At 73.0% G+C, this 23,867-nt stretch carries 20 protein-coding genes; 13 read left to right on the plus strand and 7 right to left on the minus strand.

The features are described 5' to 3' along the window. The first annotated feature begins 319 nt into the window (after positions 1 to 319). The 6 genes from Dfulv_RS19615 (at position 320) to Dfulv_RS19640 (ending at position 10,599) form a co-directional block, all read left to right on the plus strand. A complete protein-coding gene (locus Dfulv_RS19615; protein ID WP_259865463.1) occupies positions 320 to 4,483 on the plus strand; it encodes a Pls/PosA family non-ribosomal peptide synthetase in 4,164 nt (1,387 codons plus the stop codon). Between the two features lie 59 nt (positions 4,484 to 4,542). Then, positions 4,543 to 5,355 carry a dimethylarginine dimethylaminohydrolase family protein gene (locus tag Dfulv_RS19620; protein ID WP_259865465.1) on the plus strand — a complete coding sequence of 271 codons (813 nt, stop codon included), beginning with the start codon at positions 4,543 to 4,545 and terminating at the stop codon, positions 5,353 to 5,355. Continuing rightward, positions 5,352 to 6,083: a BPL-N domain-containing protein gene (locus Dfulv_RS19625; RefSeq protein WP_259865466.1), complete on the plus strand. Its 732-nt coding sequence runs from the start codon at positions 5,352 to 5,354 to the stop codon at positions 6,081 to 6,083. Before Dfulv_RS19620 ends, Dfulv_RS19625 begins: the two co-directional genes overlap by 4 nt. Then, positions 6,080 to 7,903: a transposase gene (locus Dfulv_RS19630; protein ID WP_259865467.1), complete on the plus strand. Its 1,824-nt coding sequence runs from the start codon at positions 6,080 to 6,082 to the stop codon at positions 7,901 to 7,903. The genes Dfulv_RS19625 and Dfulv_RS19630 overlap by 4 nt, the downstream gene beginning before the upstream one ends. Further along, positions 7,900 to 8,661 (plus strand): BPL-N domain-containing protein, encoded by a 762-nt coding sequence (locus Dfulv_RS19635; protein ID WP_259865468.1) that lies wholly within the window; start codon positions 7,900 to 7,902, stop codon positions 8,659 to 8,661. The genes Dfulv_RS19630 and Dfulv_RS19635 overlap by 4 nt, the downstream gene beginning before the upstream one ends. Before the next feature lie 75 nt (positions 8,662 to 8,736). Beyond that, a complete protein-coding gene (locus tag Dfulv_RS19640; protein ID WP_259865469.1) occupies positions 8,737 to 10,599 on the plus strand; it encodes an Hsp70 family protein in 1,863 nt (620 codons plus the stop codon). Between the two features lies 1 nt (position 10,600). On the opposite strand, the gene Dfulv_RS19645 is transcribed toward Dfulv_RS19640, so the two are convergent. Beyond that, positions 10,601 to 10,819 carry a hypothetical protein gene (locus Dfulv_RS19645; protein WP_259869917.1) on the minus strand — a complete coding sequence of 73 codons (219 nt, stop codon included), beginning with the start codon at positions 10,817 to 10,819 and terminating at the stop codon, positions 10,601 to 10,603. Positions 10,820 to 11,082: 263 nt separating this feature from the next. Here Dfulv_RS19645 and Dfulv_RS19650 point away from each other — a divergent pair, with 263 nt between their 5' ends. Further along, positions 11,083 to 12,285, plus strand: coding sequence for a cysteine desulfurase-like protein (locus Dfulv_RS19650; protein ID WP_259865470.1), 1,203 nt, complete (start codon positions 11,083 to 11,085; stop codon positions 12,283 to 12,285). Between the two features lie 124 nt (positions 12,286 to 12,409). Here the strand turns inward: Dfulv_RS19650 and Dfulv_RS19655 are convergent, their stop codons facing one another. Further along, positions 12,410 to 15,298, minus strand: a complete 2,889-nt coding sequence (locus tag Dfulv_RS19655) for a tetratricopeptide repeat protein (RefSeq protein ID WP_259865471.1) — start codon at positions 15,296 to 15,298, stop codon at positions 12,410 to 12,412. Between the two features lie 102 nt (positions 15,299 to 15,400). Here Dfulv_RS19655 and Dfulv_RS19660 point away from each other — a divergent pair, with 102 nt between their 5' ends. Further along, positions 15,401 to 15,841 carry a GNAT family N-acetyltransferase gene (locus Dfulv_RS19660; RefSeq protein WP_259865474.1) on the plus strand — a complete coding sequence of 147 codons (441 nt, stop codon included), beginning with the start codon at positions 15,401 to 15,403 and terminating at the stop codon, positions 15,839 to 15,841. Between the two features lie 4 nt (positions 15,842 to 15,845). On the opposite strand, the gene Dfulv_RS19665 is transcribed toward Dfulv_RS19660, so the two are convergent. After that, entirely contained in the window at positions 15,846 to 16,757 is a 912-nt protein-coding gene (locus Dfulv_RS19665; protein WP_259865475.1) for a phytanoyl-CoA dioxygenase family protein, read from the minus strand. A gap of 255 nt (positions 16,758 to 17,012) precedes the next feature. On the opposite strand from Dfulv_RS19665, the gene Dfulv_RS19670 reads away from it, so the two are divergent. Together Dfulv_RS19670 and Dfulv_RS19675 are read left to right on the plus strand one after the other, a co-directional pair. Further along, positions 17,013 to 19,208, plus strand: coding sequence for a discoidin domain-containing protein (locus Dfulv_RS19670; protein WP_259865476.1), 2,196 nt, complete (start codon positions 17,013 to 17,015; stop codon positions 19,206 to 19,208). Between the two features lie 148 nt (positions 19,209 to 19,356). After that, entirely contained in the window at positions 19,357 to 20,145 is a 789-nt protein-coding gene (locus Dfulv_RS19675) for a hypothetical protein (protein WP_259865477.1), read from the plus strand. Between the two features lie 59 nt (positions 20,146 to 20,204). Here the strand turns inward: Dfulv_RS19675 and Dfulv_RS19680 are convergent, their stop codons facing one another. Next, positions 20,205 to 21,260 carry a hypothetical protein gene (locus Dfulv_RS19680; RefSeq protein ID WP_259865478.1) on the minus strand — a complete coding sequence of 352 codons (1,056 nt, stop codon included), beginning with the start codon at positions 21,258 to 21,260 and terminating at the stop codon, positions 20,205 to 20,207. 41 nt (positions 21,261 to 21,301) lie between these two features. On the opposite strand from Dfulv_RS19680, the gene Dfulv_RS19685 reads away from it, so the two are divergent. Then, a complete protein-coding gene (locus tag Dfulv_RS19685) occupies positions 21,302 to 21,640 on the plus strand; it encodes a GNAT family N-acetyltransferase (RefSeq protein WP_259865479.1) in 339 nt (112 codons plus the stop codon). 60 nt (positions 21,641 to 21,700) lie between these two features. Here the strand turns inward: Dfulv_RS19685 and Dfulv_RS19690 are convergent, their stop codons facing one another. Continuing rightward, positions 21,701 to 21,814 (minus strand): maleylpyruvate isomerase N-terminal domain-containing protein, encoded by a 114-nt coding sequence (locus Dfulv_RS19690; RefSeq protein ID WP_259865480.1) that lies wholly within the window; start codon positions 21,812 to 21,814, stop codon positions 21,701 to 21,703. Positions 21,815 to 21,911: 97 nt separating this feature from the next. Between Dfulv_RS19690 and Dfulv_RS19695 the strand changes: the two genes are divergently transcribed. Further along, positions 21,912 to 22,265, plus strand: a complete 354-nt coding sequence (locus Dfulv_RS19695) for a PRC-barrel domain-containing protein (protein WP_259865482.1) — start codon at positions 21,912 to 21,914, stop codon at positions 22,263 to 22,265. A gap of 65 nt (positions 22,266 to 22,330) precedes the next feature. Here Dfulv_RS19695 and Dfulv_RS19700 read toward each other — a convergent pair whose 3' ends face one another. Both Dfulv_RS19700 and Dfulv_RS19705 read right to left on the minus strand, forming a co-directional pair. Next, complete coding sequence (locus tag Dfulv_RS19700) at positions 22,331 to 22,729, minus strand: MmcQ/YjbR family DNA-binding protein (RefSeq protein ID WP_259865483.1); 399 nt, start codon at positions 22,727 to 22,729, stop codon at positions 22,331 to 22,333. A 40-nt stretch (positions 22,730 to 22,769) separates the two neighbouring features. Then, on the minus strand, positions 22,770 to 23,357 hold the full coding sequence (locus Dfulv_RS19705; protein ID WP_259865484.1) for a TetR/AcrR family transcriptional regulator: 588 nt from the start codon (positions 23,355 to 23,357) through the stop codon (positions 22,770 to 22,772). 23 nt (positions 23,358 to 23,380) lie between these two features. On the opposite strand from Dfulv_RS19705, the gene Dfulv_RS19710 reads away from it, so the two are divergent. After that, a complete protein-coding gene (locus Dfulv_RS19710; RefSeq protein WP_259865485.1) occupies positions 23,381 to 23,737 on the plus strand; it encodes a cupin domain-containing protein in 357 nt (118 codons plus the stop codon). The last annotated feature ends 130 nt before the right edge of the window (positions 23,738 to 23,867 follow it).

The raw sequence follows: 23,867 nt of genomic DNA on the forward strand, positions 1-23,867 counted from the left end.
TGGCCCTACCCGTGGTGACGCGGCGGGGTGACCCGCCGAATGGTCCGGACGGGCCGTGCCCCGGTGCCGTGGGTGGGGCTGCTGTGACCTGGGTGGTCTCAAGGTGAGAACTGCGTGGTGGACGCCACGGAGTCCGTTGCCACGGGGCAACCTGAGACCACGGCACCGGCCTGGTGTCGATTTTGTGGTGTTCCCGAATCCCTTCCCGTACGGATTCCGCCGTCACACGCGGGCAGGACCCGCATCGTCGCGTCTCGATGTCAGCGTGGCCTCGGCACCACCGCATCCGCTGTTCCGCCCACATCCGAGGAGCTGATCCGTGAGCCAGGCACCCATCACCGGGACAACGACGTCACCGCTGAACGGGCAGCCTGATCCGGGTGACCGCCGGGTGAACACCCCGGCGGTCACCCTGGACCCGGTCGAAGCCGCCACCACCGAAATCGAAGTCGAAGGCGCCGTCGTCGCCCGGGTCGAGGCCGTCGTGGCGGCCGAGATCGAGGCCTGGCCCGAACCCGTCACTGTCACCGTGCCGCGCACGCGGCGCCTGCACCACGTGTTCGAGGCGGCGTGTGACCGGACCCCGGCCGCCGTCGCGCTGGAGTGTGAGGACGAGCACCTCACCTACCAGGAGCTCGACGTCCGCGCGAACCGGCTCGCGCACCACCTGCGCACACTCGGCGTCCGCGAGGGTGTGCGGGTGGCGATCCTGCTGCGCCGCTCGGTGGAGACCTACGTGGCGCTGCTCGGCATCGGCAAGGCCGGCGGGGCGTTCGTGCCGATCGACCCGGAGTCGCCGGCGGACCGCGTCGCCTACATCACCGAGGACTCGGCCGTCGGGCTGCTGCTCACCTCGACCGAGCTGGCCGACCGGGCCGACGGGCTGGCCTGCACGGTGGTGCTGGCCGACGCCACCCCGGAGCTGGCCGCGGCGCCCGGGCACCGCTCGGAGCAGCGCGACGACGGCACCGACCCGGCCGCCTACGTCATCTACACCTCCGGCTCCAGCGGGCGGCCCAAGGGCGTGGAGGTCGGTCAGGCGAGCATCTGCAACTTCCTCGACGTCGTGCCCGGCCTGTACGACGTGCGTCCGGACGACCGGGTCTACCAGGGCATGACGATCGCGTTCGACTTCTCGATCGAGGAGATCTGGCCGACGTGGTCGGTCGGCGCGACGCTGATCGCCGGCCCGAACGACTCGCGCCGCTTCGGCGTCGAGCTCGCCGACTTCCTCGAGGCGGCCCGCATCACCGTCTGGTACTGCGTGCCGACGCTTCTGGCGACGATCCCGCGCGACCTGCCCCGCATCCGCAACCTGCTGGTCGGCGGCGAGGCGTGCCCGGGGCAGCTCGTCGAGCGGTGGAGCCGGCCCGGCCGGCGCATCCTCAACACGTACGGGCCGACCGAGGCCACCGTCACCGCGACCTGGTGCGAGCTGCTGCCGGGACGGATTGTCACCATCGGCGTGCCGTTGCCGACGTACTCCGTCGTGCTGCTCGACGAGCAGCGCCGGCTCGTCGCCGACGGAGAGGTCGGCGAGATCTGCATCGGCGGGCCCGGGGTGGCGCGCGGCTACGTCGGGCGGCCGGAGCTCACCGCCGACAAGTTCATCGAACACGCCCTGGCGCCGCCGGGCTCCCGCCTGTACCGCACCGGCGACCTCGGCCGGCTCACCGAGAACGGTGAGATCGAGTACCTCGGCCGCGCCGACGCCGAGGTCAAGATCCGCGGACACCGGGTCGACCTCGGCGAGATCGAGAACGTGCTGCTGGAGGACGACGGGGTCGCCGAGGCGGTGGCCGCGCTCGTGCCCGTCTCCGCCGCCGAGGACGCGCCGCGTGAGCTCGCCGCCTACGTGGTCCCGCCGACCGTCGGCGAGCCCGACGAGGCGCTCGTCCCGCGGCTCTACGACCAGCTGCAGGAGCGGCTGCCGGCCTACATGGTGCCGGGGTACCTCGACGTCGTCACCGCGCTGCCGGCCATGCCGAGCGGCAAGGTCGACCGCAAACAACTCCCGTTCCCCGTCAACCGGCGGCCGGTGCGGACCGGGGGCGAGGTCGTCGCGGCCGACGGCGAGATCGAGGAGGAGGTCCGCGCGGTGTGGGCCGAGGCGTTCAACGTCGAGCCGTCGGCGCTGTCGGTCGAGGCGGACTTCTTCAACGACCTCGGCGGCCACTCCCTGCTCGCGGCCCGGGTGGTGTCGTCGCTGCGCGCCCGTGCCGTCGGTGCCGGCGCCGCCGTCCGCGACCTCTACAGCAACCCGACGATCCGGGGCATGGCCGCGCGGCTGCGCGCCGTCGCCGGGCAGGCCGGTCCGGCCGCGCCGCCCCGGCCGGAGCCGCTGCGGCACCGCAGCGGGCGGATCGCGGCGGCCGGCGTCGGCCAGGGGCTGGTCATCTACCTGTTGCTGCTGCTCATCACGCTGCCCGTGTCGTACGTCTACACGTGGAACAACGGGCGGGTCTCCGTCGAGGTGCTCGTCCAGCTCATGATGGCGATCCTCGTCAGCTACCTCGGCGTGCGGTGGATCGTGCCGGTGGTGCTCGCCCGGCCGATGGCGGCGGGGATCCGGCCCGGGAGGTACCGGCTCTGGGGACCGACCTACGTCCGGCTCTGGGCGCTGAACCTGCTGCTCGCCATCGGGCCGATGCCCGTCATCAGCGGCTCCCCGCTGATGGCCATGTACCTGCGGCTGCTCGGCGCCCGGGTCGGCCGCCGGACCACGATCGCGACCAGCTCGATCAGCCTGCCCACACTGCTGCGGATCGGCAACAACGCCTCGATCGGCTACGGCGTCTCGATGCGCCCGTGGCGGGTGGAGGACGGCTGGGTGATCGTCGAACCCATCACCGTCGGCGAGCACGCGTTCGTCGGGGCGAACGCGGTCCTCGAGCCCGGGGCGTCGGTCGGGCCGCACGCCTGCCTCGGCGAGCAGTCCGTGCTCGAGCCGGGCGAGACCGTGCCGCCGCAGGCCCGCTGGTCGGGCTCGCCGCCCGGTCCCGTCGAGGCGCTCTCGCCGACCGTCGAGACCCTGCTGCGCGCCGGCGCGCCGGCGCGCGGCTGGCGGCTCCATCACCTCGTCGCCGCCGTGCTCGGCCTCGCCGGGCTGGAGCTCAGCGCGATCGCGATGATCGTGCCCAGCGTCCTGCTCGTGTGGTGGGCGCTGCTGCAATGGGGCCTGCTCGCCGGCCTCATCGCGACGATCCCGGCCGGGCCGGTGTACGTGCTGACCACGTGCGCCGTGGTCGCCCTCGGCAAGCGGCTGGTGCTGCGGCACGCACCGGCCGGCGTGCACCCGGCGCGCTCCATGCTCGGCGTCCGCAAGTGGATCGCCGACAAGCTGCTCGAGTTCAGCCTGATGTTCACCAACTCGCTGTACTCGACGCTCTACACCGTGCCGTGGCTGCGGCTGCTCGGCGCCCGCGTGGGCCGGGGCGCCGAGGTCTCCACCGCCGCGCACCTCGACCCCGACCTGCTCACCCTGGGACCGGAGAGCTTCGTCGCCGACATGGCCAGCGTCGGCGCCACCACCTTCGCCAACGGCCGGATGGCGCTGCTGCCCACCCGCGTCGGCAGCCGGGCGTTCGTCGGCAACGCCGCGTTCGTCCCGGCCGGGACGACCCTCGGTGACGGCAGCCTGGTCGGGGTCCGGACCCTGCCCCCGGACGAGGACGTGCCGGAGGGCACCTCCTGGCTCGGCTCGCCGGCGATGCATCTGCCGGTGCGGCAGAGCAGCGGCAGCTTCTCCGAGGCGGAGACGTTCCGCCCGCCGCGGAAGCTCGTCGTGCAGCGGCTCGCCGTCGAGTTCGCGCGCGCGACCGCACCGGCCTCGCTGCTGGGCATGAGCGTCTATCTCTACCTGTGGGTCCTGTCCGTGCTCGCCCGTGGCCGGGACCTGCCCATCCCGGCGCTCGTGTCGCCCTTCGTGGTCATCGCGGCCTGCGTCGCCGTCATCGTCTACTGCGCGGCGACCAAGCGCACCGTCGTCGGCACGTACCGCCCGCGGGTGGAGCCGCTGTGGAGCCCGTTCGTGCGGCGGACCGAGTTCGTCACCGGCCTGTACGAGGCCGCCGCGGTCCCGGCGGGCATCGGCATGCTCGTCGGCACGCCGTTCCTCCCGCCGGTCCTGCGCTGGTTCGGTGCCCGCATCGGCCGGCGGACCTGGATCGGCACCACCTACCTCACCGAGTTCGACCTGGTGGAGATCGGCGACGACGCCACGGTGGGCGCCGAGGTCTCGCTGCAGACCCACCTGTTCGAGGACCGCGTCATGAAGATGTCCGTCGTCACCGTCGGCGCCGGCGCCACGGTCGGCAACCACGCCGTCGTGCTCTACGACGCCGTGGTCGGCGACGACGTGTCACTCGGCTCGCTCTCCCTGCTCATGAAGGGCGAGCGTCTCACGCCGGGCAGCCGCTGGCGCGGCATCCCGGCCCAGGGCGTCGGCGGCCACGACGTCCTCCCCGGAGTGGTCGCCGCCTGACGGCCGTTCCGTCCCGTCCATCTCGAGAACCGACAGCTGAACAAGGAGTACGACACCCCGTGAACACCCGACTGCTGGTATGCGACGCCGCCCACTTCCGGATCGACTACGAGATCAACCCATACATGGACACCTGCGTGCAGCCCGACCCGGCCGCCGCGGCGGCCGAGCACGCGGCGATCGTGGCCGCGCACCTGGCGGCCGGCCGGCAGGTCGAGTACGTGCCCTCCGCGCCCGAGTGCCCCGACATGGTCTTCACCGCCAACGCGGCCCTCGTCCGGGGCCACCGGGCGGTGCTGGGATTCCCTCCGCCGGAGCGCAAGGCGGAGCTGCCGTACTTCCAGGAGTGGCTGGTCGGCAACGGCTACGAGGTCATCGAGGCGCCGTACCCGTTCAGCGGCCAGGGCGACGCACTCGCCTGCGGCAACCTGCTGTTCGCCGGCTACGGGCAGCGCACCGACCGGCGCATGCACGCCGTCCTCGCCCGCGAGCTGGACTACGAGATCGTGCCGCTGCGCACCGTCGGTCCACAGTGGTACGACCTGGACCTCGCGGTGGCCGTCATCGGCAACCCGCACACCGTCGCGTACTGCCCGGAAGCGCTCGACGAGCCCAGCCGCCGCCGGATGCGGGGCCTCGGGCTCGACCTCATCGAGGTGCCCGCCGCGGACGCCTCGCGCCTCGCGCTCAACCTCGTCAGCGACGGCACCACGGTCACCATGACCCGCGGCGCGCCCAGGCTCGCCGCCGAGCTGCGCGCCCGTGGCCTCGACGTCGTCGAGCTCGACACGACCGAGCTCGCCAAGGGCGGCGGCGGGGTCCGCTGCACCGCGCTGACGCTCGACAACCCGCCTGCGGGCAGGCCGGCATGATCGCCGTGCGGCGCGTCGCGTCCGTGGCGAGCCGCGTGTCGTCGTGGTGGCCCGGCCGGGTGCGTACCACCCGGCCGGTGGCCCTCGTCTACCGTGGCCCGGCGTCCTTGCCCGGCTGCCCGGAGGCGGTCGCCGCGCTGCTCGGCGCGAGCCGGTGGCGCTTCGACATCCGCTACGTCGGCCCCGACGAGGACCGGCCGGTCTCCGCGGAGACCCTCGCCGGCGCGGCACTCTACGCGCAGCCCGGCGGCGGCACGCTCGCGAAGGGCTACCGGCACCTGCGCCGGCACCGGTCCGCGATCCGCGAGTACGTGCACGGCGGCGGCCGGTACCTCGGCTTCTGCCTCGGCGGTTACCTCGCCGGGGCGACGCCCGGCTTCGACCTGCTGCCCGGCGACACCGACCAGTACATCGCCTCGTCCGACGCCACCGTCGAGTCCGAGGACAACACCCTGGTCGAGGTCGCCTGGCGGGGCCGGAGCCGGATGCTGTTCTTCCAGGACGGCCCGTACTTCTGGGTCCGCCCGTCCGCCGCCGCGACGGTCGTCGCCACGTATCCCAACGGCACCGCCGCGGCTCTCGTCGCCCGTTTCGGCCAGGGCTGCGTCGGTGTCGTCGGGCCGCACCCGGAGGCGACCGGCGACTGGTTCACCGACGCCGGGCTGACCGTCGACCGGCTCGGTGTCGACCTCGGCCTCGACCTGGTCGATACGGTGATGCGGCCATGACCGCGCCGACGATCGAGCGGACGGCCGAGCAGGCGGCCACCGAGCCGGCCGCCGCACCGCGGCGCAAACCGCGGCTGGTGGGCGTCGACGCGGCCCGGGGCGCGTCGCTGCTCGGCATGATCACCCTGCACTCGCTGTACGAGGCCGACGCGGCCGGCAACCCGACCTGGTCCGCTTCGGTCTTCAGCGGCCGGGCCGCGGCGGCGTTCGCGGTGCTCGCCGGGGTCGGCGTCGCGCTCGCGACCGGTCGCCGCCGGGTGACCCGCGCCGACGCGCCGGGCACCATCGCCCTGCTCGCCGTCCGCGCCCTGGCCATCGGGGCGGTCGGGCTGGTGCTCGGCCAGCTCGACACCGAGCTCAACGCGGTCATCCTGGCGTACCTCGCGGTCGTGTTCCTGGTCGCGATCCCGCTGGTGTTCCTGCCGACCTGGGCCGTCGCCACGATCGGCGTGCTGCTGGCGACCGCCGGCCCGTTCGGCGACCATGTCCTCCTGCCGCGCCTGCCGGATCCGCTTCTGGGCGACCCGACGTTCGCCCGGGTCTTCGGCGACCCGATCGGCACGCTCATCGAGCTGGCGTTCACCGGCTTCTATCCGACGCCGGCGTGGCTGGCGTACATGTCGGCCGGCGTCGTGATCGGACGGCTGAACCTCACCCGGCTGCGGGTCGTGATCTCGCTGCTCGCCGGCGGCACGGTCCTCGCCGTCGCCGCGCACACCACCTCGTGGCTGTTGCTGCACCGCTACCACGGCCTGGACCGGATCTGGGCCGCCCAGCCGGCCAGCGGGATCTCCGTCGAGGACACCACCGAGCTGCTCAAACTCGGCGACGACGGCAACACGCCCACGTCGACCTGGTGGTGGCTCGCGGTCGACACCCCGCACACGAGCGCGCCGCTCGACCTGCTGGGCACCACCGGGACGGCCGTGGCCGTCCTGGGCCTGATGCTGCTCATCGGCCGGGCCCGGCACAAGGTCACCCGGTGGCTGTCCGTGGCCGTCCTGCTGCCGCTGTCCGCGGCCGGCGGCATGACCCTGACCTTCTACAGCGCGCACGTGTTGTTCATCAACTCCGACTTCGACGAGTACAACGCGACGACCGGCTGCATCGTGCAGCTCGTCGCCGTGGTCCTGCTCGCCGTCGCCGTGCGGTACACGGCCGGTCGCGGTCCGCTGGAGGCGATCGTCACCATGCTCGCCGCCCGCGCGCGCCTGCTGGCCGTCGCCGCGGCGGCACGCTGGGAGGCGCGTTCGGACGCCCGGGCCGCCGCGCGGGCGGCCAACTGGGCGGAGCTGTGGCCACCGGACGAGTCCCCGCCGTCCACACCCTCGGACGCCACGCCGGAACCGTCGCCGGACTCCGCTCCGGGCGCGGACGCGGACTCCGGGCCGGCGGCGACGACCCGTTCACGGCGGGAGCGGCGCGACCGGAGTCGCTGGCGGCGGTTCGGCCGGCACCGCCCGCAGTACGACGAGGCGGAGCCGTGGATCGTCTCCGACGAGCTGTGGCAGCGCATCAAACCGCTGCTGCCCGCGGCCGGGCGCACCGGCCTGCGGCGGCCCGACGACCGCCAGGCACTGTGCGCGGTCCTGTTCGTGCTCCACACCCGGGTGCCGTGGGAGCACCTGCCGGCGGAACTCGGGTTCGGCTCGGGTTTCGCGTGCCGCCGCAGGCTGGCACGATGGCAGGCGAGGGGGGCGTGGCAGAAGATGTACGAGGTGCTCCTCGCCGAGATACCCGGCGCCGACCGGCTGGCGTGGTCGAGGACCGTGCTGGACGCCCGATTCGTGCCGGCCCAACCCGGCGGTGAAGATCGGTGAACCGCCGGGCGGTCCTGCTCGGCGTCGGCGGCATCGGCCTGCTGGCCACCGTCGCCGGTGTCGCCGTGGCCGGCTCGATGATGCTGTCGAAGGACCGGCCGCTGGCGCTGGTCTATCGCGGCCAGGCGGCGTGCTCGGGCTGCTCCGAGGCGGTGGCGGCACTCCTGCGGGGCGCGTCGGCCCGGTTCGACACCCAGTTCTGCGGCCCCGACGAGGACGTGCAGATCTCCGCGGACACCCTTGCCAAGGCCGCCGTCTACGCCCAGCCGGGCGGCGGCGACGTGCGGAAGGCGTGGCGCAGGGTGCGGTCCCACGCCGACGACATCCGGAAGTTCGTCAACGACGGCGGTAACTATCTCGGCTTCTGCCTGGGCGCCTACCTGGCCGGCGCCGACCCCGGCTACGGCCTGCTCAACGGCATCGGCGTCGACGGGTACATCTACTCGAAGGGCGCCACGATCCGCGACACCGACGACACGGTGGTGGCCGTACGGTGGCGGGGGCAGCCGCGGCACATGTACTTCCAGGACGGCGCGGCCTTCTCGGTCAAGCCCGGCACCACCGCCACCGTGCTCGCCACCTACGACACCGGCGCCCCGGCGGCGCTCGTCACGTCCTACGGCGCCGGCCGCGTCGGCGTGGTCGGCCCGCACCCGGAGGCCGACAGCTCGTGGTACAGCGACACCCGGTTGTCGAACCCGGACGGCATCCGCTTCGACCTGGGCCACGACCTGATCCAGACCACGTTCGGCGACTAACGCTGCGACCACCGGGCGCGGCTTCTTTCCCTTCTGCGGGATTTCCAGAGGATTTGTCATACTAAGGTGAGCATCGTGGGGGGATACCACCTTGGCATCGACGTGGGGACGTCGCGCACGGCGGCGGTCCTCGCCGGGCCCGACGGACGGCGCGCACCGCTGCTGCTCGAGCCCTCCGCGGTGTGCCTGGACAGCGCGCCGCACCTCGCCGTCGGGCGGGACGCGATCGAGGCGGGACTGACGCACCCGGACCGGTTCGAGCCGTATCCGAAACGCGCCGTCGGACAGGGCTCCGTGCTGCTCGGCGGCGTCGAGTGCCCGGTGCGCAACCTGTTCGCCGCCACCCTCTCGCACGTCGCCGCCGACGCCCACCGGGTCGCCGGGATGCCCATGTCGACGGTCACGATCGCCTGCCCGGCAGGCTGGGCACGTCCCCGGCAGACGATGCTGGAACGGGCCGCGGCCCAGGTCGGGCTGCACCGTGCGCGGCTGGTGCCCGAGCCGGTGGCGGCGGCGCTCTTCGCGGAGGAGGCCGGCCTGCTGCCGGTCCCGGAGGGTGGCGCGGTCCTCGTGTGCGACGCGGGCGCCGGTGCGTTCGATGCGGCGGTCGTACGGCGAACGGGCCCGTCCTTCACCATCACCGCCGCACGGTCGGTGCCGGACGCGGGCGGCCTGGCGCTCGACACGGCGATCGCCGGGCACCTCGCCGCCGCGGCCGCGAACCGGCCGGTGGCGCGGTGGATGCCGGACCGGGCACTGCTGGACGCCGCACGGGCGGCACGCGAGGAACTGTCGACGGCCGCGGTGGCGCGGATCCCGGTCCCATGGGACCCGTCGGGCACGACCCTGTCCAGGCAGGATTTCGAGCGGATCGCCCGGCCGCTGCTCGACCGTGCGACGGCGGTCGTGGCGGCGGTGACGGCGGAGGCCGGCCACCCGGTCACGGGTGTGGTCATGACCGGCGGCGTGTCGCGGACACCGCTGGTCGCGCAATTGGTCGAGGCGTTGCTGGGCCTGCCGCCGGTCCGCCTCGAAGGCCCGGTCGTCGCCGAAGGCGCTCTGCTGGCCGATCCGTCGCTGCCCCGCCGCCCCGCGGCCGCCGCGGCCGAACCCGCGCCGGCCGAGGCGGCGGAGCCGCAGGAGACGACACCGGAGCCGGTGGCGGCCGTGCCGGAGCGGGTGGTGACCACGCGGCAGCCGGTGGCGACCGTGCCCGAGCCTGAGCCGGCCGAGGTGCCACGGCCGGAGCCCGAGCCGCGATTCGTGCCGATGACACCCGAGCCTGCTGTGGCAGGCGGCGCCGCGGTGATTCCTGTGCCGCCCGGAGCGGAGCCGGGCATCGCCGTGCCGCTGCGCCCTCCGGCGTCGCATCCGGCAGCGGTGCGGCCGAAGGCCGGCGCGCTGTCCCGCGTACGCCGGAAACTCACGCGAACCGGCGGCACGGAGCGCCAGGACGCGCACGGTCACGCCGAGGCGCCGCGCGGGGAAGCGCCGCCGCTGTCCACCGTCGCGGTGTCACCGTCGCCGCTGTTCCCCACACCCAGCGTGACCCTCGCGGACCATTCCGCCCCGCCGAAGACCAGCAGGCGGAAGGCCGGGTCGCGGCCCGGTGGCCCCGGGGCGCCCCGGCGGCACCGGCGCACCGGGCGCAGGCTGGTGACCGCGGGGCTGACCCTCGCCGCCTGCCTGCTGGCGGCCGGCGGGGGAGTGTTCGTCGCCCTCGAGGTCACCGACGCCGTGCCCGAGCAGGGCTTCCGGGTCGGCGACTGCGTGGCGCAGGACGCCGACCGGGCGACCCGGGTCGACTGCGACGCCGGGAACGCATTCCAGATCACCGAGCGTCTCACACCCGCGGACCGCTGCCCCGACGCGGGGCAGCCGTTTGTCGTGCAGGGGCCGGCGCTCTTCTGCCTGGCGCCGGCGCACAGCCGGCAGTGACCTACGGAACCGTCTTCTCGATCGCCGCCGGACCGAGCTCCTCCAGCTTCCGGCGGCTGCGTTCGACGTGTTTCGGCGTCGGGTCGTGTCCCTCGGCGACGGCGAGGTCCTCGGGATCCCAGGGCTGGTCGGCCCCGGTCCGCACCTCGTGCAGCCCGGCCTGGTCGACGGTCCGCGCCGCCGCCGGGACACCGGAGATGATGGGGTCGTCCTCGGCCATGGCAAACCTCCTGTAGTCCATGCCGGTAACCAAGAATTCGACGTACCCGCTCCGGCACCGCCGTAACGGCTCATGCGGCGCAGGGGTTCCAGCCGCGGGCGGCGACAGGTGCCACCAGGCCACCCAGCGCGCCGACGGCGGCGGCCGGCAGGGTTCTGCGCCGCACCGCTCGTCCGCCTTAGGAAATCCCTTTCCTGACGAACGCGGCTCCATCCACATGCGCGCGTCAATGTGTTCGGCGCGGAGCCGACTATCGTCGCCGTATGGCGTTCGACGTAGAACGGGTGCGGGCCGAGTACCCTGCGCTCGACGAGGGTTTTGTCCACTTCGACGGCGCGGCCGGCACGCTGGTCGCCGAGCCGGTCGCCCGGGCCGTCGCCAGTGTCCTGCGCGGCGCGGTCGCCAACCGCACGACCGCCTTCGCACCCGGCCGGCGGGCCCTGCGGATCCTCGCCGACGCGCGGGCCGCCGTCGCGGACCTCGTCGGCGCCGACCCCGACGGGGTGGTGTTCGGGCCCAGCGCCACCGCGCTCACCTACACGGTGGCCCGCAGCCTCGCCCGCACCTGGCGCCCGGGCGACAACGTGGTTGTGTCACGCCTCGACCACGACGCGAACGTGCGCCCCTGGGTGCAGCTCGCCGGGCAGCACGGTGTCCAGGTGCGCTGGGCGGAGTTCGACCCGCAGACCGGTGCGCTGCCCATCGGGCAGTACGGCGAGCTGGTCGACGACCGCACCCGGCTCGTGGCGGTCACCGCGGCCAGCAACGCGATCGGCACGCGCCCCGACGTCGCCGCCGTGGCCGCGACCGCCCACGCGGCCGGCGCCCTGGTCTACGTCGACGGCGTCCACGCGACTCCGCACCTGCCCACCGACGTCACCGCGCTCGGCGCCGACTTCTACGTCACCAGCGCGTACAAGTGGTCGGGTCCGCACATCGCGGCCTGCGCGGCGGCGCCGCAGCTGTGGGCCGGGACGGCGACGGACAAGCTGCTGCCGTCCCCGGACGAGGCACCGGAGCGGTTCGAGCTCGGCACCCCGAGCTTCGAGCAGCTCGCCGGCGTGACGGCGGCGGTGGAGTTCCTGGCGACGCTCGACGACACCGCGCCCGGCACCCGCCGCGAGCGCGTCACGGCGTCGCTGGCGGCGGCACACCGGTACGACACCCGGCTCTTCCAGACCCTCCTGGAGGGCCTGCGTTCGACGCCGGGGGTGCGGATCCTGCCCGCCCCGGAAGGCGGCGCCCCGACGGTGTCGTTCCGCGTCGCCGGGCAGCACCCGGCGGAGACCTCGGCGGCCCTGGGCGAGAAGGGCATCTGCGTGTTCGCGGGCGACTACTACGCGTACGAGTACTTCCAGACGATGGGGTTGCGCGACTCGGGCGGCGCGGTGCGGGCGAGCGTCTACCACTACACGACGGACGACGACGTGACGCGCCTGCTGGAGGCGGTGGCCGCCCAGGCGTAGCACGCACCCGGATCGATCTGCCGCGCAACGTCCTCGTCCGTGGCGGCCCGGTGCCCACCGGCGCGGACTGGTCCGACCTGCCCCGGCCGCCTGACGCGGCGGCCGGGGCTCGATGCGCCGCGCTCTACTGGCCTGACGGGCCGCGGCCACCCGCGCCGTCGGAGACGTCCCGGCGGTCCGCGCGCTCCGGGTCGCGCCGGGCCGATGTCAGCAGACTGTTGAGGCTCTGCGCGGTGTCGATCTTGTCGCGCAGTGTCGGGTCGACCGCGAGCAGCAGGTACAGGACCGCCCAGACCAGACCCGCGACCTTCGCCCAGCGCAGTGCGGCGGTGTCGAGTTGCAGCAGCGGTTGGGCCGCGATGACGATCAGCACCGGCGCGACCGCGACGGCCAGGACCTTCGCCGCGCCCAGAGCGGTCTTCCACCGCGGCTGAGCGCGGCCGGCGGTGTCCGACGGCTTTCTCCAGCTCAGATCGCCGAGATTGCCGGTGGCCACGGCGACGACCGCACGCTCGAGCGCGGCGTCGAACTGCGCCCAGCTGCCGTCCACCGGTGCCGCCACCCGCCGTTTGAGCGCCCGCAGTGCCACTGCCGCTCCGCCGGCCCGCTCCGCCACCCAGTTCGCCGTTGCCGGGTCCGCCGCCGCGAGTGTGACGGGCAGGCGTCGTTCGAGCGTCCGTGCCGCCCGTTCGAGCTTGTATATCCACGCCGCGCGCCAGTCCAGGTCGTTGCGCCGAGCCGGCAGCGCGGCCTCGTGCAGGATGCCTGTCAGCGCGTCGAGGATGTCGTCCCGGGGCGCCGCGTGCACGTTCCTGCGGTAGCTGACGATGAGCCGCCACTGCACCACGCCGATCGTCAGGAAATGGCACAGCGCCAGCGCCGCGCTGAGCATGACGGCGGTGCCGAGGACGACCGCGCCGCCACCGGGCGGCCACGGCGCGGTGGTGAGCAGGTAGCCGACGGCCACGGTCGCGAGCCCGGCCGGTGCTCCGCGCAGCAGGATGGCGGACCAGCCGCTGGCGGCGGCGAGACCGAAGAAGACGATGCGCAGCAACGCAAAGGAGACCGCGGTGCCGGCGACCGCCGCAGCGGCCGCCCACCACGCTGAGACGGTCATGGCCGTTCCGGCGGTCCAGAACAGCGCGGCCCCGGCGAGCACGAGGGACACGACCCGTGTGCCCCGCACCGCCCAGAAGCGGATGGCCCACATCCGGTGGTCGAGCACGGTGACCCGCTGCACGAAGCGGTCGACCCGCCACCGGATGTCGTCGGCGGCAAAACCTGCCGGCCAGGGAAGCCGGTCGAAGACGCGCAGATGTGCGGTGGCGGCCCGCCACGACTGCACCACGAACTCCTCGAACCCTCGAGGATCGCGCAGGAACAGGCGCAACGGCCCGCCGGACCGCCACCAGACGCGCCGGCGGTGCTTCCGGTCCCACGACGGCAGGTGCCGCGGGTCGCCGAACGCGTCGAGGGCGAGCGTCGGCAGGCCCATCGCGGCGTAGATCTCGGCCATCTCGGAGCGAAGGTCCGGGTTGTGCCGCACCGGCGCCGGCAGCAGACGGTACAGGTCGATCGCACGGCGGTGGTAGCCGAGAAGCCGCAACGACCGCAGGAGTTCCTGGAGCGTCTGCGGATCCGCCGGGTCGATCCCGTGGGCCAGCTCCAGGCGCCGCAGCGCGTCCAGGTCGCGCCCTTGCAGTTCCTCGGCCCATGCCAGCAGCCGCAGCCGGGCCGGGATCGGCCCGTCGCGATCGATGCTGTCCGCCAGCAGCCGGCCGGCCGCCTCGGCATCCTGCGCGTCGAGCAGCTCGTTGGCCCGGGACAGCACCGTCCGGTCGAGGCGCTCCCGTTGCAGCAGTGCCCGGACCTCGGCGAGCCCGGGTGTGCCGGGAGGCTCGGTCGTGGGCGGGTCGTCCGGCCAGCCGGCCAGCACCCGGCGCTCGACGCGGCGTCGCAGGAGACGCCAGAGCGGCAACGGTCCTCCGGTACGCCACCACAAGCGACGCCGCGTGTCTCGCCACCACGGCCTCGGCGTCCGATCGGCCTGCAGCGCGTCATGGGCCAGCGTGGGCAGGCCCATGTCCTGGTAGGTCCGGGCACGCCAGTACGCGGCGTCGACGCCTTCGCGAACGCCGGCGGGAAGGTCCTCGACGAGGGCGAGCGCGCCGCGGAACCGGCGGAGCCGGAGCAACAATTCGATCGGATAGCCGAACGTCTCCGGCCCGGCGTCCGCCGCCGGCGTGGCCCGCAGGAGCGCGATCGCCGCATCCGGATGGTGCAGGACGTCCAGCAGCTCCGCCAGGCCGGCCAGCAGCTTCGGGTTGTCGGGTTGGTCCGCCAGCGCCGTCAGCAACAGTTCCGCGGCGTCGAGCGGCCGGTCCTGCTCGCGCAGCTCGCCGACCGCCGGCGCCAGCGCGGCCGCCGTCCGCTCGTACACGACAAACACCTGGACCTCGCGAAGGACGTAGTCCAACGCGGGCGGCTGTTCCGGAGCAGGCGGCGGCGGGCCGGGACGGTCCGGCCTCCGCAGTGGCCCGCCGCTTCGCCACCAGGCGTGGCGGCGGGCCCGGCGGGCGAGCGACCACAGTGTGCGGCTGTCACCGAAGGCCTTGTAGGCGGCGGCGGGCATCCCCAGTGCCAGGTACGTCCGTCCCAGTGCGTCACGTATCCGCGGATCGCCGTGAACGTCCGTGGTCAGCTGCCGCAGCGCCGCCAGTGCCTCGTGCGGCCGCTGCAGTATCAGGAACGCGTCGGCGATGTCGGCCGCGTCCTCCGCGTCGGTGCCGCCGAGCGTGGCCTGGGCGATCCGCAGCAGTTCCAGAGCGATGTGGGCGTGCCCCTGCAGCCGTTCGACCTCCGCGAGGTTGATCAGGGAGGCGCGGTCGGGCGCGGCCGACAGCCAGCCGGCCAGGATCTCCGAGGCGTCGCTGTGCCGGGCGTCGGCAAGAAGCCGTTCGATGTGAGCATCCTCCTGGCTCGGCGCATCGGCAGCGGCCGGTGGCAGTTGCATGACGGACAGCATCGCGGCAGCCGTGTCCGGTGCGCCGCCGACGGTCGGCCAGAATACGCGCCGCCACAATGCCCGCGTCTGTCAGACTCGCCCGTTGTGGATGTGGAACGGTATGACGGCCCGCGGGCGGCCGTGCAGTGGCTGTTCGAGCTCGCCGAGGACTCGGCGGCGCTGCTCGACGGCTATCTCGACCTCGGCGTCGTGCTTGTCGCACGGGACGGCGACGAGCTGGTCGGGCATCTCCAGCTGGTCGGCAACGAGATCAAGAACATGGCCGTGGTCGAGCAGCACCGCGGGCACGGGGTCGGCGCGCGGCTGATCGCCGCCGCGGTCGAGCTGCTCACCGCCGAGGGCGCGACGACGGTGCTCGTCGCCACCGGCGCCGCCGACGTCGGCAACCTCCGGTTCTACCAGCGCCAGGGCTTCCGCATGCGCTCGATCGAGCGGGACGTCTTCATCCCGGCGAACGGCTACCCCGAGGGCATCATGGTCGACGGCATCGAACTGCGCGACCAGGTCTGGCTCGACCGGGCCCTGCCGTGAACCCTCAGCCCTTGGGGGACTCGAAGACGAGCATCGCGTCGGCTGGCGGCTCGCCGTACAACCGCCGCACCGTCTCCTCGTCGAAGCGGTGCTCGTCGGCGACGTTGACAAAATCGCGGATCGCCGTGCCGGTGGAGTGCGTGTCGGCGAGCGGCGCGCCCCGTTGCTCGAGGACGTCCGGCACGTGGACCGTGCGGAAGTCGATGCTGTAGCGGGCCAGCCCGGACGTGTTCGGGATCGAGCGGTGCAGGTGCGCGCCGGAGAACAGCAGCACCTGGCCGGGGGAGGGCAGGACCACCAGCTCGTTGGGCGGGTTGTGGTCGATCGCGCCGGGGCGGACCTGGGCTTCCTTCTTGACCGACGCCGCGGTGGTCAACCGGCCCACGTTGTTGGCGTAGTAGTCGAAGTCGGCGGAGTTGTTCGACACCGGGCGGTTGAACCGGTCGAGGTCGAACGACATCGCGTTGTCCTCGCGGACCGGGAGCACCGGCAGCCACCAGTTCAGCTGCTGGTTGGGCGCCGAGTACCACACGTCGCGGTGCCACGGAAACGCGAACGCGACACCGGTGGTCAGGTGGCCGACCGGGAACGCGGTGCGCGGCTTCGGCACGTCGAAGTGGGTCTGCTCGGCGTCGAAGCCGGCCTCCTCGATGATGTTACGGACCAGCTTCTTGGACCGCTCGTCGTGGATGAACCGTGGCTTCCACGCACCGAGGACCTTCGCCATCTCGGCCGGGTCGAGGTGCTCGTGGGCGTGCTGGGGGTCGTGCGGGGCGAACAGTTCGGTCAGCTGGGCGCGGGCGTGCTCGACGAACTGGGCGACGGACGGCAGCCGGGTCATGACGAGCAGGTGGCCGTCGTACAGATGACGGCGGAGATCGTCCGCGGACGCTTGCAAATCGATGTGAACCGCCATGGCGTGTCCTCCCCCTGCGACATCGAACAATCGCACGCTACTCTCGGTGCGCATGGCATGCCGACCGGGGCGTCACATTCGGCTGTACGGGCAACTGGGGCTGGGCGAACGGCCCACCCGATCCCCGTTCCTGGCAAATGATGGCAAGCGATTGCTGCCGGAACGGGGCGTTCGCTAGCGTCCTGTGCAGACCCGCTAGCGGTGCGTGAAGGTCGACCGATCCCGCCAGATCCCGGCCCCACCACAGGAGTCCCCATGCCCATACACGGCACACCACGCGGCAGTCTTCGCCTGGTGGTCGCCGCGGCGATGCTGCTGGGCGGCACCGTCGCGGTGCTCGGCACGACCCCGTCGGCGGCGCTCGCCGCCTGCGGCAGCACCAACGTCGCGCTGAACAAGCCCGCCACCTCGTCGTCCGACGAGAACGGCAGCCTGGTCCCGGCCAAGGCGGTCGACGGCGACGTGAACACCCGCTGGTCCAGCGCCTTCAGCGACCCGCAATGGCTGCAGGTCGACCTCGGTGCCAGTACCGACGTCTGCCAGGTCGTCATCACGTGGCAGAACTCGTACGCCCGGGCCTTCCGGCTCGAGGTGTCGCCCACCGGCGCCGCCGGGAGCTGGACGCCGATCTACTCGACGACCATGAACACCGGCGGCACGCAGACCATCACCGCGAGCGGCACCGGGCGGTACATCCGGATGTACGGCACCCAGCGCGCCACGCGGTACGGCTACTCCATCAAGGAGATCGCCGTCTACAGCGGCACGCCGACCACACCCGAGTGTCCGGCGCCGACGCCGCCGAACGCGGACCTGGGGCCGAACGTCATCGTGTTCGACCCGTCGATGTCCGCGACCACGATCCAGAACCGCGTCAACCAGGTCTTCACGGAGATGGAGGCCAACCAGTTCGGCGCGCAGCGCTACGCGCTCGCGTTCAAGCCCGGCACGTACAGCGGCATCAACGTCAACACCGGCTTCTACACCTCGGTCGTCGGGCTCGGCCGTCAGGTCGACGACGTGACGATCAACGGTGACGTGACCGTCGACGCCGGCTGGTTCGGCGGCAACGCGACCCAGAACTTCTGGCGCTCGATCGAGAATCTGGCGATCGTGCCGAGCAACGCGAACAACGGCAACCGGTGGGCGGTCGCGCAGGCGGCCCCGATGCGGCGGGTCCACATCCGCGGCAAGCTCAACCTGGCACCCAACGGCTACGGCTGGGCGAGCGGCGGCTACATCGCCGACAGCAGGATCGACGGCAGCGTCGGCCCGTACTCGCAGCAGCAGTGGTACACCCGCGACAGCCAGATCGGCGGCTGGGTCAACGGCGTGTGGAACATGGTGTTCTCCGGCGTGCAGGGCGCACCGGCCAACTCGTTCCCGGAGCCGCCGTACACGGTACTGCCCGCCACCCCCGTCATCCGTGAGAAGCCGTACCTGTACCTCAACGGCGACACCTACAACGTGCTCGTGCCGAACCTGCGCACCGACGCGGCCGGCACCACGTGGCAGGGCGGCCCGACGCCGGGCACGTCCATCCCGATCACGAGCTTCTACATCGTGCGGCCGGGCGCGTCCGCGTCACTCATCAACGCGGCGCTCGCGTGCGGCCGGCACCTGCTGTTCACGCCCGGCGTCTACCACCTCGACCGCACCGTCAACGTCACCAACCCGAACACCGTGGTCCTCGGCATCGGCTACCCGACGCTGATCCCGGACAACGGCGTCGACGCGATGCACGTCGCGGACGTCGACGGCGTGAAGGTCGCCGGCCTGCTCTTCGACGCCGGCACGGTCAACTCCGACACGCTGCTCACGGTCGGCACCGCGGGATCGACGGCGAGCCACGCCGCCAACCCGACGACGCTGCAGGACACGTTCTTCCGCATCGGCGGCGCCGGCCCCGGCAAGGCCACCAACAGCCTGGTCGTCAACAGCGACAACACGATCGTCGACCACATCTGGGCGTGGCGGGCCGACCACGGCGCCGGCGTCGGCTGGACCGTCAACACGGCCGACACCGGTCTGATCGTCAACGGTCAGAACATCAGCGCCTACGGCCTGTTCGTCGAGCACTACCAGAAGGACCAGGTGATCTGGAACGGTCAGGGTGGCCGGACGATCTTCTTCCAGAACGAGATGCCGTACGACCCGCCGAGCCAGTCGGCCTGGCGCACCGGGGCCCGCGGCTACGCGGCGTACAAGGTCAGCAACACCGTGACCTCGCACGAGGCGTGGGGCATGGGGAGTTACTGCAACTTCACCGCCGACCCCTCGATCGTCGCCGAGCACGGCTTCGAGACGCCCGTGAACCCGAACGTGCGCTTCCACAGCCTGCTCACCGTGTCGCTCGGGGGCAAGGGGACGATCGCGCACGTCATCAACTCGACCGGCGGCCCGGCGCAGGGCACCGCGACCGTCCCGGTCGAAGTGGTGAGCTTCCCGTAGCCGACTGTTTGACAGACGTCGATTATCGACGTACAACACTGTGAGAGCGCTCTCGGCACGCCCGTCCGGGTCGGCCGCCACCGACCCGGACGGGCCCTTCCGTTCGGCCACCGACGACCGGCCCACCCCGACCCTGCATCATGGACTGGTGAGAAGCATCGGGGGGTCTCGATTCCGGGGTGTACTGCGGTGGGTGGTCATCGCCGCCGCGATGGTCCACGTCGCCGGGCTGCTCGACGACCGGCCCGTGCCGTGGAGCGGGACGCTGACCATGGCGGCGCTGCTGGCGCTCGTGGCGTCGGCCGGCCGTTCGCGGTCGCGCCGGCTCGCGTCGGGTGGACTCGTGGCACTCACGTTGCTGGCGTTGTCCGTTGATGCCCGCATGGGCGGCGCCGGGTGGCCGAACGAGCTCGGCCACCCGGGCGGCCACTCGCGGATGATGGTCGAGGCGGTGCTGCTCGTCGCCGGCGTGGTCCTGCTCGCCGCGGCCGCCGTCACGACCCGCCGGTGGCCGGCGTTCGCCGGCGCCGGACTGCTCCTGCTGCTGGCGGTGCCGGTGCTGTGGTCGTGGGCGGTCGCGCCCGAGCCGCAGGTCACGATCACACAAACGGTCGAGCCGCGCGGGGTGGAGTCCTCCGCCGTGGTTGTGGTCGGCGGGCAGGTCACCACGACCGCGGTCGCGGTAGCGGTAGCGGTGAACACCGTGGCCGTCGCCTCGCCGGAGCCGCCCGAACCCGGGAAGGCGGGCGGGTGGCTGCCGTCGTGGCTGTGGCCGCTCGACCCGTGGAACGCGCGCTTCGCGTGGGAGCAGGTCCTTCCAGCCCTGCCGACCATGTTCGTCATCATCACGGTCCTGCTGGTCCACGCCGCTGCGGGGTGGCGGGGCGGCGACGCCGACTTCCGGGGCCTGGAGGATCGCGGCGAACCGCTCCGGTGACCGGCCGGCCTCCCGGATGACGTCGGCGTCGGTCTCCGTGTGGCTCCTGTCGGGATGTGTCACCACGACCAAGTCCATCTCCTTTGCTGGTTGACGAACACACCTGTTGTTCGCCGCAGCGGGGAGATGTGTTCGCGGCCGGCGTACGGGTTGGCCGTGTACGTGCGGGCGAACGGCCCGGGGACGGTGAAGTAGGCCGCGACCAGGCCGGCCGGGTCGGTGGCGATCGCCCCGCGGGCCGGCGGGTCGTCGTGGTCGTCCCAGCCCCACGGGGCGTTCGCGGCGTCGATGCGGCAGCCCCACGTACCGTCGCCGCACCTGTCCGCACCGGAGTCCGGGGCGTCGCCGGCGAACCGGCCCCACCCGGCGAACAGCTCGGGGTCCGCGCGCCGCGCCCAGAGCCCGCCGGGGGCGAAGATGTCAACCAGCCGGTAGCGCACGTCGCGCCCGTGGCCGGGCACCTCGGCCACCGTCGCCGGCTGGTAGACGAGGCCGCCGCCGGTGTCGCCGGCCGGTGCGTACAGGCCGTGCCCGTGCGACTCCTGCGCGGTGACGGGGTGGCGGCGGCCGTCGTACGGCGAATCGGCGAACCGCAGGACGCCGTCGACCGTCTCGCGGCCCGCGGTCCAGGTGCTCCCGGCCGGGACGTACGCGTAGAAGTCGCTGTGCGCGACGGTGACCGCGCCGCGCAGCACGCCGTACGCCGAGCCGTCGCGCTCGACCGCGAACAGCACACCCTCGGCGTCGTTCTCGTGCTCGCGCTCGAAGAACGGCTGGTCGGCCCAGTCGCGCGGGTGGTAGAAGAGGTACGTCAGGTACCAGTGCGTGCGGGTCGTCACCACCGAGTAGTACACGGTCGCCCGCAGCGGGTGGTCGCGCGCGTGCTCCCAGTTGTCGCGGCCGGCCCAGTTGCCGTCGAAGTTGATACTGGTGATCCAGTCGGCCCGGCCGCCGATCGCGTGGCTGCCGGTGGGGTCGACGTCCTGGTGGTGGATCGGCGCCCAGCGCAGCGCGAGCGCGGCGTCGCTGACCGCGGCCGCCTGCGCCCGGCCCGGCACCGCGAGCCAGCCCACCGCCGCGAGGACGGCGGCGGCCGCCCCCAGCCTGCTCGGCACGGGCGGTCTCTACCCGGCTCGGCGTTGGTTAGGCTGCGGGTGTGCAGATCGTCGCGCGGTGGGAGACCGCACTCACCATCGACGACCATGAGGCCTTGTCGGTGCTGCTCCGGGCCGCGTTCCCGGCGCAGGCGGAGCAGTTCGACGGCCGTTCGTGGGCGCTGTCGTACGGGCGGAAGGAGGCCCGCGTCTGGCTCGCCGACGACACCGGCCGCCCGGTGGCGCACCTCGGTCTGGAGCGGCGGACCGTCGGCGTCGGCGGCGCGGACGTCCTCGTCGCCGGCGTCGGTGACGTCGCCGTCGCGCCGGAGCTGCAGGGCCGGGGCCTCGGCGCCGCCCTGATGCGCGCCCTCGTCGACCTCCGCGGGCTGCCCTGGTGACGTTGTCGCGGTCAGGAGCCGTTCCAGGCCGTCGAGGTGGGCGGCGACGTCCCGCACGGTTCAGCCGGTGCACAGCGACGGCTGCCGCCACTCGTCGTCGGTGAGGCCCTCGAGCAGGTCCGCCACATCGCGCCGCTGGGCGTCGACGGCCTGCCGGATCTCGTCACGGTTCATCGCGGCACCTCCGCGGTGCTCGGGCGGACGACGGCGGTGATCGACTACAAGTGTTGTTTCATGGCTGGGCGCGTGCGCCAGTGGGTATGTCGTGAGCATGGACAAGCTCGGAACGCCGGTCGCGTATCTCGCCCTGCCGGTGGGCGTGCCCGTGTACGACCGCGACGGCACGCGGATCGGGACCGTGGAGCACGTGCTCGCCGACGAGGGCAGCGACATCTTCCACGGTCTCGTCGTGCGCGTCGTGGATGCGCCGGACCGGTCGATGTTCGCCGCTCGTGATCAGATCGGCGACCTCTTCGAGCACGGTGTCACGCTGACCGTGACCGAGGCCGGACTGCACGATCCCGGTGAGGACAGGGTTGCCGCCGCGGCCACCGACGGCTCGGTGGGTGAGCAGGCCAAGGAAGGGCTGCGGCGCGCGTGGGAGTGGCTGCAACGCCCGGGCTGAGCACAGCGGGCCGGGCCGAGTCGCGCCGGTGGTCTCTGTCGGGCCGGCACGTGGCGGCCGGCGGGCTACAGGTGCTGCGACAGCTTCTTCGGCGCCTGCACCCGGTAGCTCTCCGTCAGCAGCTCGCCGACCTCCTCCCAGTCGACGTCGCCGTCGAGGACCATCCCCACCACGTCGACGCCCCACGCCGCCTTGTAGAACGGATAGCCGCCGGCGACCAGCGCGGCCATCTCGTCACCCGGTGACCGGAACGTCAGCACGCAGACCGGCTCGTCGGTCCCGACCACCTTCGCGTAGGCGGCCTGGTGGTCCGGGTCGACGACGAGCACGTGCGCGAACGTCTTCTGCCGGATCCGCCAGCGGGTGCCGGCCCAGGCCGGCTCCTCGTAGGCCTCCGGCAGGGCGAGGCAGGCGGCGCGGATGGGTTCCAGATATTCGGCGGGAACGTCGTCGGGGTCGACCATGCGCGGACGGTACCGCGCACGTATGACAATTTTCGCCGGCTCAGGGCGCGAGCGCGGCGGCCAGCAGCGCCCGGGCGGTCGAGAGGACCGTCCGGGCCGCCTCGCCGGGGGACTGGCCGGCGATGTCGAGCAGCCACACCAGGCTCTCGATCCCGGTGGCCGACCGGATCGCGACCGCCAGCGCGTGGACGTCGACGTGCGGATGGGACTCGCGCAGCGGTGCCAACGCCTCCTCGATCCACCCGATCGCGCGACCCTGACGCAGGGCCGGCCGCTGCGCGCCGGTCTCCAGGGAGAGCCGCAGCGAGGTGCGCAGTTGCGGTTCCCAATCGAAGTTGTACCGGGTGAAGGCGCGGATGACGAGATCGAGCCGGGCCTGCGGGTCGCCCGGGGCGCCGGGCGGCAGCAGGGAGTCGGGCGCCAGTTGCGGGTGGGCCGCGACCAGGAGCGCCCGCTGGTTCGGGAAGTAGCGGTACGCGGTCGTCCGCGACACCCCCGCGTGCTCCGCGGCCTCCTCGACCTGCGGCGTCAGCCCGCGGGCCAGCAGCTCGCGGGTCGCGTCCACCAGGGCCTGCCGGGTGCGGGACTTCTGTCGCGTGCGGCCGGTCGCTTCATATGGTACTGGCATCGCCATCATGGTACCGTAGTCCCATGGAACTCCAGTCCCATGACCCCGTGGTCACAGACCCGCACCTCTACCGCGTGGTGTTCGAGAACGAGCGGGTCCGGGTCCTGGAATACCGCGACCGCCCCGGCGACCGGACCGGTTCGCACCGCCACCCGGACAGCGTCATGGTCACGCTGAGCGCGTTTCGCCGCCGTGTCTCGTCCGGCGGCCGGGAGGCCGACGTGGACCTGCCGGCGCATGAGGTGCGCTGGTTGGCCGCTCAGGAGCACGCCGGTCACAACACCGGCGCCACCGACACGCACACGCTCTTCATCGAGCTGAAGGAGCTGTCGCCGGCCGCACCTCCAACGGCGGACGCACTCGGCCCGTCGCCGCGCTGACGGCACGGCGTCACCGTGGACGATCCAGCCGGCTGACCGCGAACGCGTCACGTGGCCTTGAGCATCGGGCCGTCGACGGCTGGCCGGCCTGCGGTGTCCCGCCCCGGACCGGCGACGACGGCCCGAGCGG

This window comes from Dactylosporangium fulvum (assembly GCF_025137375.1).
Lineage (GTDB): Bacteria > Actinomycetota > Actinomycetes > Mycobacteriales > Micromonosporaceae > Dactylosporangium > Dactylosporangium fulvum.